Here is an 8,203-nt window from a genome sequence, read left to right as displayed (position 1 = left end):
TTCGTGGTCTGCGAGATCGTCTCCACGTCGCCCAGCGTGTGGTAGCCCGCGTCAATCGCGCCATACCAGCCGTTCGGCTCAGCCGCCGCAGCGCCGGCTGCAAGCAGCCCCGCCGTCGCGACGCTGGCGAGAAGTTTCACCTTCATCATATCCCTCATGCTCGTTGTTTGCCCGAAGTCCCAATGTATACGGGACGCTCACGGTGCCGAACGACAATGTACGGTCGTGGTTCCCGATTTTGGCTACGAATGCGGCGACTGTGGCGCCGTTTCAACACATTGGCGCGGGCTTTCCCGAAACGGTACGCCTGCCAGGAAGTTACCCCAGCACGAGGAGGACGGTATGGCGATTGGATTTGAGGGCCGGGTGGCGATTGTGACCGGGGCTGGAGGCGGTCTGGGCCGGGAGCATGCGCTGGCCCTGGCCAAACGCGGCGCAAAAGTGGTGGTGAACGACCTGGGCGGCGCGCGCGATGGTTCGGGTGGTTCCGCGACGCCGGCCGAATCTGTCGTGGCAGAGATCCGGGCCATGGGCGGCGAGGCAATCGCCAACGCGGCTTCCGTCACCGACTTCGCCGCCGTCCACGCCATGGTCCAGGCGGCGATGGCCGAGTGGGGCCGAGTCGACATCCTGATCAACAACGCCGGGGTCCTGCGCGACAAGACCTTCGCCAAGATGGATCTGGACGACTTCCGCTTCGTCATGGACGTCCACCTGATGGGCGCGGTCAACTGCACCAAGGCGGTGTGGGACATCATGCGCGAGCAGAACTACGGCCGTATCGTCATGACCTCGTCGTCATCGGGCCTGTACGGGAATTTCGGCCAATCGAACTATGGCGCGGCCAAGATGGCGCTGGTGGGCCTGATGCAGACCCTGTCGATCGAGGGCGCGAAGAACGACATCCGCGTCAACTGCCTGGCCCCGACGGCCCATACGCGCATGACCGAGGATCTCGGCGCTCGCCTGCCGCTGGAGCTTCTGGGTCCCGACACCGTGTCTCCGGGCCTGCTGTACCTGGTCAGCGAGGATGCGCCGAGCCGCTGCATCCTGATGGCGGGGGCCGGCGGTTTCGAACGCGCCTATGTCACCCTGACCCAGGGCATTCGGGCGGTCGGCGACGACGCCCCCGAACAGGTCGCCGCCCGCTTTGCCGAGATCTCGGACCGCACGGGCGAGATCGTTCCCGACATGGGCCCGGCCCAGGGCATGATCGAACTGGCCAAGGCGCAGGCGGAGGCTGATCAATCCGCTGGCCTCTTGCCTTGACCCGACGGCAAGCGCCTAGGGTCCCGACACAACCCGCGCTCAAGCAGCGAGCGACCGCGTCGCGAGCGTAGCGCCCCAACAAAGGACCCTCGCAGATGTCCCGCGAAGCCGTCATCGTCTCCACCGCCCGCACGCCGATCGGCCGCGCCTATCGCGGGGCCTTCAACGACACCCAGGCGCAGCAGCTGGGCGGCCACGCCATCCGCCACGCCGTCGCCCGGGCCGGCGTCGATCCGGCCGAGATCGAGGACGTCATCATGGGGGCGGCCCTGCAGCAGGGCTCGACCGGCACCAATGTCGCGCGTCAGGCGGCCCTCGCCGCCGGCCTGCCGGTGACCACAGCCGGCATGAGCCTGGACCGGCAGTGCGCCTCGGGCCTGATGGGTATCGCCACGGCCGCCAAACAGGTCATCTTCGACCAGCAGAAGGTGGTGGTCGGTGGCGGGCTGGAGTCCATCTCGCTGGTGCAGAACCAGAACATGAACCTGTATCGCGGCAAGGACGAGGAGCTGCTGAAGCTGGCGCCGCACATCTATATGTCGATGCTGGAGACGGCCGAGGTCGTGTCGCGCCGCTACAACATCAGCCGCGACGCCCAGGACGAATACGCCCTGCAGTCCCAGCAGCGCACCGCCCAGGCGCAGGCCGAGGGCCGGTTGGACGCCGAGATCGTGCCGATGACCTCGACCATGCTGGTCGTGGACAAGGCGACTGGCGAGACCTCGAGGAAGGAGGTCACGCTTTCGAAGGACGAGGGCAACCGCGCCGACACGACGCTGGAGGGGCTCAAGTCGCTGAAGCCGGTCTTCGGCTCGGGCGAGGAAATCCAGCAGGGCGAGTTCATCACCGCTGGCAACGCCAGTCAGCTGTCGGACGGCGCCTCGGCCTGCGTCATCATGGAGGCGGGCGAGGCGGTGCGGCACGGCCTGCAGCCGCTGGGCGCCTATCGCGGCATGGCGGTGGTCGGCTGCGAGCCGGATGAAATGGGCATCGGCCCCGTCTTCGCCGTGCCCAAGCTGCTGAAGCGCCATGGCCTGACGGTGGACGACATCGGCATCTGGGAGCTGAACGAGGCCTTCGCCGTGCAAGTCCTGTACTGCCGCGACCGGCTGGGCATCCCGAACGACCGGCTCAACGTCTCGGGCGGCGCCATTTCGATCGGCCACCCCTACGGCATGTCGGGCGCGCGGATGACGGGCCACGTTCTGATCGAGGGCAAGCGGCGCGGCGCGAAATACGGCGTCGTCACCATGTGCGTCGGCGGCGGCATGGGCGCGGCCGGCCTGTTCGAGATCTACTAGGAAGCGCCGCCGGGCAGCGCCGGCCGGCCCGCCGCCTCCCAGGCGGCGTGCTCGGCCGCGATCTTCGCATACCATTTGCCGCGCAGAACGGCGGGACGGCCGGGATAGCGGTCGTCAAGGAAGTCCGCCTCGACCACCCGGTCGGTGCGGAATGTGCGGAAGTCGTCCCGGGTTTCGCACCAGCCGACCAGCAGGCGTTTGGTTTCGCGGTAGCCGACCAGACACGGCCAGATCACACGCAGGGTCTCGTTCCCCTGCTCGTCCGCATAGTGGAGCCGCAACTTGCGGCCCGCGTGGATCCAGGCCCGGACCCGGGACATGTCGAGGGTTTCGACCTCTGCTTCGTGCTTCCAGACCGGTGCGCTGGCGACCGCCGGTTCCAGCAGAACGGGCCGCAGTTTTTCCGGCACGGTCGCGGCGATCTTGGCGATCAGATCGCGGGCGGCGCGGGCGAGAGCGGGATCGCCGCGGCCGGCCACCCACTGTGCGCCCAGCACCGCGGCCTCGACCTCGTCAGAGGTCAGCATCAGCGGCGGCATGTCGAAACCGCCGTCCAGCACATAGCCGATCCCCGCCTCGCCCCGTATCGGCACGCGCTGCGCCATCAGGGTGGCGATGTCCCGATAGATGGAGCGTTTCGACGTCTCGAGTTCGAGCGCGATGGCGTCCGCCGTCACCGGTTTCGACGATCGACGCAGCACCTGGATGATCTGGAACAGTCGGTCGGCGCGTCTCATTCGTCCACCATGCCGCAAGGCTGCTGACAGCATGCTGGCAGCAGGGTGGCAGTAGTCAATCTCCATCGGCGGCGAGGGGCCGTCTGCGCTCAAGCAGCGAGCGACCGCGTCGCGAGCGATAGCGCCAAAAAGGAGGTTGCCATGCTCACCCTGTTCCACGCTCCCCAGTCGCGTTCGGGCCGCATCGTCTGGCTGCTGGAGGAGATCGGCGCCGACTATGACATCCGTTACGTCGACATCTTTCGGGCCATGACCCTGACGGGCGGTCGCGATCCCGCCAACCTGCATCCGGACGGGAAGGTCCCGGCCCTGTTGCATGACGGTGCGCTGGTCACGGAATCAGCCGCCATCGCCCTCTATCTGACCGATCTGCATCCCGAGGCCGATCTCGGTGCGCCCGTGGGTTCGCCCGACCGCGCGGCCTATGTCACGTGGCTGGCGTGGACGGCGGGCGAGATGGAGCCGGCCTTCTGGAGCAAGATCAGCGGCGCGGCCGAGACCGATCCGAACGCGAAGGCGCGATACGACGCCGCCATCGCGCGGCTGATGACGGCCCTGGCGACCGGGCCTTACCTGATGGGCGACCGGTTTACAGCGGTGGATGTGATGATCGCGTCCGCCCTTGCCTGGGGTCGTGAATATGTGCCCGAGAGTGAGTTGGTCGATGCGTATCTGGAGCGGGTCCTGAACCGGCCGGCCAATGCGCGGGCCATGGCAAAGGACGGCGAGCTGCCAAAAACTGTTCAGGCCGCCTGATCGGGGGAAGCGGCGGCGGCCGATCGGCCGTCGCCGTCCGCGGGACACTCGATGGCCCGCAGGGTCGAGACGTAGTCGTCGCGCCAGATTCCGACATCGGTGTCGCGCACGACCTGCATCAGACAGTCCCATTTCCGTTTGCGCTCGGCCAGCGGCATGGTCAGGGCGCGCTGGATGGCGTCAGACATCTCCTCGCGGCTGAACGGATTGACCAGCAGGGCCTCGCCCATCTGTTCGGCGGCGCCGGCGAAGCGCGACAGGACCAGCACCCCGGGATCGTCCGGATTCTGGGCCGCCACGTATTCCTTGGCCACCAGATTCATGCCGTCGCGCAGCGGCGTCACCAGACAGACGCGGGCGGCGCGATAGATACCGGCCAGCTGGTCCCGTCGATAGGTCCGGTTGATGTACCGGATCGGCTGCCAGTCCATCTCGGCGTATTCGCCGTTGATCCGGCCGGCCAGGGCGTCCAGCCGCCCGCGGATGTCCTGATACGTATCCACCTCGTCGCGCGAGATCGGCGTGACCTGCAGCAGCAGGACCTCGGACCGCATCTGCGGATAGGTCTCCAGAAACTGCTCGTAGCCGAGCAGCCGCTGCTCCAGCCCCTTGGAATAGTCGAGCCGGTCGACGCCGACGATCAGGGACCGGAAGGCCGCGGACGCCGCCATCCGGTCATAGGTCCGGTTGCCCTGGACCGAGTTGCGCGCGGCAATGAAGCCCTCGACGTCGATGCCGATCGGGAAGACGCCGGTCTGGACGGTCTTGCCAAAGGCCTCCAGCGCATCATTGGGCAGCAGCTTGCCGTGAACGCTGGGTTCGGAGGCCACGTAGTCGCGGAACAGGTCCAGCCATTCGCGCGTCTGGAAGCCGATCAGATCATAGTCGAACATCGTCTCGACCAGCCGCCGGTGATGCGGCAGCGTCACCAGCAACTGCCGCGCGGGCCAGGGCGTGTGCAGGAAGAAGCCGATGCGGTTTTTCACACCCCTGCGCCGCAGGTCCCGGGCCAACGGGATCATGTGGTAGTCGTGGATCCAGATGATGTCGTCCGGCTGAATCAGGGGCGCCAGCACCTCGGCGAACCGGGCGTTGGTCCGCTCATAGCCCTCGCCATAGGACCGCTCATAGGCGGTCAGGTCGACGCGGTGGTGGAACAGCGGCCACAGGGTCTTGTTGGCGTAGCCATTGTAATATTCGTCGACGTCCTGCGCCTCGAGATCGACGAGGGCCACGGTGACCCCGGCCCGGTCCTCCATCTTCAGTTCGCCGGTGAACCGATCGACTGTCTCACCCGACCAGCCGAACCAGAGACCGTCGTATTTCCGCAGCGCGGCCGACAGCGCCATGGCGAGGCCGCCCGCCGAACCGGCGGCGGGGTCCTTGGGCGCGGACACGCGGTTGGAGACGACGATCAGGCGACTCATGGCCGCTCAACGATTCTGCACGCCTCTGGTTCGCAACGGAATTTCCCGAAATGCTTCATCGCGCGTCGGTCCACGAACGGCTGAGCAGCACGGCGCAGTTGATGATGCCGACCAGCGAATAGGTCTGCGGGTAGTTGCCCCAGAGTTCCTTGTCCCCCAGCGACAGATCCTCGGACAGCAGGCCGGCGTGGGTGCGGCGGCTCAGCATCTCCTCGAAGATGGCGCGGGCTTCCTCATCGCGGCCGTTCTGATGAAGGGCCTCGATGAACCAGAAGGTGCAGAAGTTGAACGCCGTCTCCGGTTCGCCGAAGTCGTCGGGTTCGACATAGCGGAACAGATACGGTCCCTTCTTGAGGTCGCGTTCGATGGCGTCGAAGGTGGCAATCTGACGGGGGTCGCGCGGGTCGAGGAAGCCGAGATCCGTCATCTGCAGCAGGGAGGCGTCGAGCTCGCGGTTGCCGAAGCTGGCGGCGAAACGGCCCTCGTCCTCGACGAAGGCTTCCTTCTCGATCCTTTCGCGGATGATCGTCGCCCGCTCGTTCCAGAAGTCGGCGCGTTCACCCAGCCCCATATGCGCCGCCGCCTTGGCCAGACGGTCGCAGGCCGCCCAGCACATGACCGATGAATAGGTGTGGACCCGGGCGATGGTGCGGAACTCCCACAGTCCGGCGTCGACCTGATCGTGCATGGCGAAGGCGCGGTCGCCGACCTTCTCCAGGGCGTGGAAGTCGTCGATCGTGCCGGGGCGCAGCAGCCGCTGATCGTAAAAGGCCTGAACCAGCGGCAGGACGATCTGTCCGTACACGTCATGCTGAAGGTGCTCGCGCGCCTGATTGCCGATGCGGACCGGCTTCATGCCGCGATAGCCCTCGACGGTTTCGGTGATGCTCTCGTCGATGTCCTCTTCCAGACCGACGCCATAGACGGGCTGGACATGCCCCCCGCCTGACGCATCAACCAGATTGCGCAGATAGCCGAGGTAGTTTTCCAGCAGGTCCACCGCGCCCAGACGGTTCAGCGCCCGCACCACATAATAGGCGTCGCGGATCCAGCAGTAGCGATAGTCCCAGTTGCGCCCGCTCTCGGGAAACTCGGGCACCGAAGTGGTCATGGCGGCGACGATCGCGCCGGTTTCCTCATAAGCGCAGAGCTTGAGGGTGATCGCCGCGCGGATCACCGCCTCCTGATAGTCGAGCGGCAGATAGAGGGTGCGCACCCAGTCCTGCCAGTAGGCGATGGTGCGATCGAGGGCCGCGGAAACACCCGGCCCGACATCTTGGTCGTAGCCTTCGTCGGGACCGAAGAAGAAGGCGTGCGGTCCCTCCAGCCGGAACGTGCGCTCATTGAGGATGTGCGACACCGGACAGTCGGTGGTCAGCCGGAAGGTCACGTCCGTGCACAGATAGCGGATGTGGTTGGAGCCGTTGGTCGTCTCCGCCCTGCGCGCGCCCCAGTCGGCGGAGGGGCGCAGGCGCACGCGGATGCGGGGCGATCCGTTCAGCGGACGAACGATGCGCCCGAACGCGAGCGGCCGATAGGTCCGGCTGTGCTTGGGATGGCGAGGTGCGAAATCGATGATCTCGACCGCAGCGCCGTCCTCCGCCGTCAGCACCGTGCGCAGAACCGGGGTGTTGCGGATATAGGCCTGCTCGACCGTCGCTTGCCCCTCCAGCTCGATTTCCCAGAAGCCGTGCTCGGGGTCGAACCCGTCCATCAGGGCCGAGAACACGGGATCGCCATCCACCCGCGGCGCACAGGCCCAGACGTAGCGGCCGTTGCGGTCGATCAGGGCGCTGATGGAGCAGTTGCCGACAGGCGCGAGGTCCAGGTTCGGGGTCATGCGGTCTCCTCGACGCTGTCCAGCCAGGCCAGAACGGCGTCCACGTCCGGCAGGGTGTAGCGGGCGGCGGTCGCGCGCGGCGGACCGACCAGAACGCCAAACCCGCCGAGCGCCTCGGCGGCGCGGAAGCCGTCCTCGTCCGTCAGGTCGTCGCCCAGCATCACCGGCGCGGCGCCGCTGAACGGCGCCTCGGCCATGAAGGCCGTCAGCGCAGTTCCCTTGTCCGTGCCCGGCGTTTTCAGCTCCACCACCAGATTGCCCGGCTGCAGCGTCAGGCCGGTCTCATCGGCCAGACGTTCCGCCAGCGCCGTGACGGCGCCCGCCTGTTCCCTCGCCTGACGAAAGTGCAGTCCGGCGGACACGGTCTTGTCCTCCACGATCACCCCGGGACGGGTGCTGGCGAAACTGTGAAAAGCGGCGACAGCCTCACGCACCGCGGGGTCGGCGGCAGCGTGGTCGACCGAGCCGTCCGCGCGGCGGCGCTCCAGTCCGTGAACGCCAGAGGCGGAGGCGGATGCGCTTTCGGCGATGCGGTCGATCTCTGCGATGGTCCTGCCGCTGATGATGGCGACCCGTCCGTGCAGCCGCTCGGCCAGCCGCCGAAGGACGGCGGTGCGTCGGGCATCCGGGACGACGGCGTCAGGCGTGGGCGCCAGCGGCGCCAGCACCCCATCCAGATCAAGGAAAAGCGCAGGGCGTTTCAGGCGCGGGGGCGGTTCGGGAAGGCGCGGCATGGCTTCGGCGGCCGTTTGCGCGGCTTTGGTCTGGTGCGACGTCCCCATGGCCGTCAAACGCGCCGGGACCGGGTTGGTTGTCTCAGGGCGAAGCTTTTCTTCGCATCGCAGCATAATGCGACCGCGCGCGGGACGTTGT

The 8,203-nt window shown here is 67.1% G+C and carries 7 protein-coding genes; 3 read left to right on the top strand and 4 right to left on the bottom strand.

The features are described from left to right. Positions 1-342: 342 nt before the first annotated feature. The gene (locus ASD25_RS12895) at positions 343-1,269 is read left to right on the top strand and encodes an SDR family NAD(P)-dependent oxidoreductase (protein ID WP_056617415.1); all 927 of its coding nucleotides are present in this window, start codon (positions 343-345) and stop codon (positions 1,267-1,269) included. Positions 1,270-1,364: 95 nt separating this feature from the next. Continuing rightward, entirely contained in the window at positions 1,365-2,570 is a 1,206-nt protein-coding gene (locus ASD25_RS12890) for an acetyl-CoA C-acyltransferase (RefSeq protein ID WP_056617412.1), read from the top strand. Here the strand turns inward: ASD25_RS12890 and ASD25_RS12885 are convergent. Continuing rightward, positions 2,567-3,307, bottom strand: a complete 741-nt coding sequence (locus tag ASD25_RS12885) for a YafY family protein (protein ID WP_056617409.1) — start codon at positions 3,305-3,307, stop codon at positions 2,567-2,569. The two genes, ASD25_RS12890 and ASD25_RS12885, sit on opposite strands and share 4 nt — an antisense overlap. A gap of 141 nt (positions 3,308-3,448) precedes the next feature. On the opposite strand from ASD25_RS12885, the gene ASD25_RS12880 reads away from it, so the two are divergent. After that, positions 3,449-4,063, top strand: coding sequence for a glutathione S-transferase family protein (locus ASD25_RS12880; RefSeq protein ID WP_056617406.1), 615 nt, complete (start codon positions 3,449-3,451; stop codon positions 4,061-4,063). On the opposite strand, the gene ASD25_RS12875 is transcribed toward ASD25_RS12880, so the two are convergent. From ASD25_RS12875 to otsB, 3 genes are read right to left on the bottom strand one after another with little or no spacing between them, the layout of a single operon-like run. Further along, the gene (locus ASD25_RS12875; protein WP_056617403.1) at positions 4,051-5,490 is read right to left on the bottom strand and encodes a trehalose-6-phosphate synthase; all 1,440 of its coding nucleotides are present in this window, start codon (positions 5,488-5,490) and stop codon (positions 4,051-4,053) included. The genes ASD25_RS12880 and ASD25_RS12875 overlap by 13 nt on opposite strands. 55 nt (positions 5,491-5,545) lie before the next feature. Further along, on the bottom strand, positions 5,546-7,330 hold the full coding sequence (locus ASD25_RS12870; RefSeq protein WP_056617400.1) for a glycoside hydrolase family 15 protein: 1,785 nt from the start codon (positions 7,328-7,330) through the stop codon (positions 5,546-5,548). Further along, the gene (gene otsB / locus ASD25_RS12865; protein ID WP_056617441.1) at positions 7,327-8,064 is read right to left on the bottom strand and encodes a trehalose-phosphatase; all 738 of its coding nucleotides are present in this window, start codon (positions 8,062-8,064) and stop codon (positions 7,327-7,329) included. Before otsB ends, ASD25_RS12870 begins: the two co-directional genes overlap by 4 nt. Positions 8,065-8,203 lie beyond the last annotated feature (139 nt).

It is taken from the genome of Brevundimonas sp. Root1423, assembly GCF_001426805.1.
The sequence above is the reverse complement of the archived record's forward strand: the minus strand, read 5'-3'. Positions and strand labels throughout refer to the sequence as shown.

What these genes read in the sequence shown, in the direction of transcription:
- otsB (WP_056617441.1), bottom strand. Translation starts at nt 8,064, where the DNA reads ATGCCGCGCCTTCCCGAACCGCCCCCGCGCCTGAAACGCCCTGCGCTT.
- ASD25_RS12885 (WP_056617409.1), bottom strand. Translation starts at nt 3,307, where the DNA reads ATGAGACGCGCCGACCGACTGTTCCAGATCATCCAGGTGCTGCGTCGA.
- ASD25_RS12875 (WP_056617403.1), bottom strand. Translation starts at nt 5,490, where the DNA reads ATGAGTCGCCTGATCGTCGTCTCCAACCGCGTGTCCGCGCCCAAGGAC.
- ASD25_RS12895 (WP_056617415.1), top strand. Translation starts at nt 343, where the DNA reads ATGGCGATTGGATTTGAGGGCCGGGTGGCGATTGTGACCGGGGCTGGA.
- ASD25_RS12890 (WP_056617412.1), top strand. Translation starts at nt 1,365, where the DNA reads ATGTCCCGCGAAGCCGTCATCGTCTCCACCGCCCGCACGCCGATCGGC.
- ASD25_RS12870 (WP_056617400.1), bottom strand. Translation starts at nt 7,330, where the DNA reads ATGACCCCGAACCTGGACCTCGCGCCTGTCGGCAACTGCTCCATCAGC.
- ASD25_RS12880 (WP_056617406.1), top strand. Translation starts at nt 3,449, where the DNA reads ATGCTCACCCTGTTCCACGCTCCCCAGTCGCGTTCGGGCCGCATCGTC.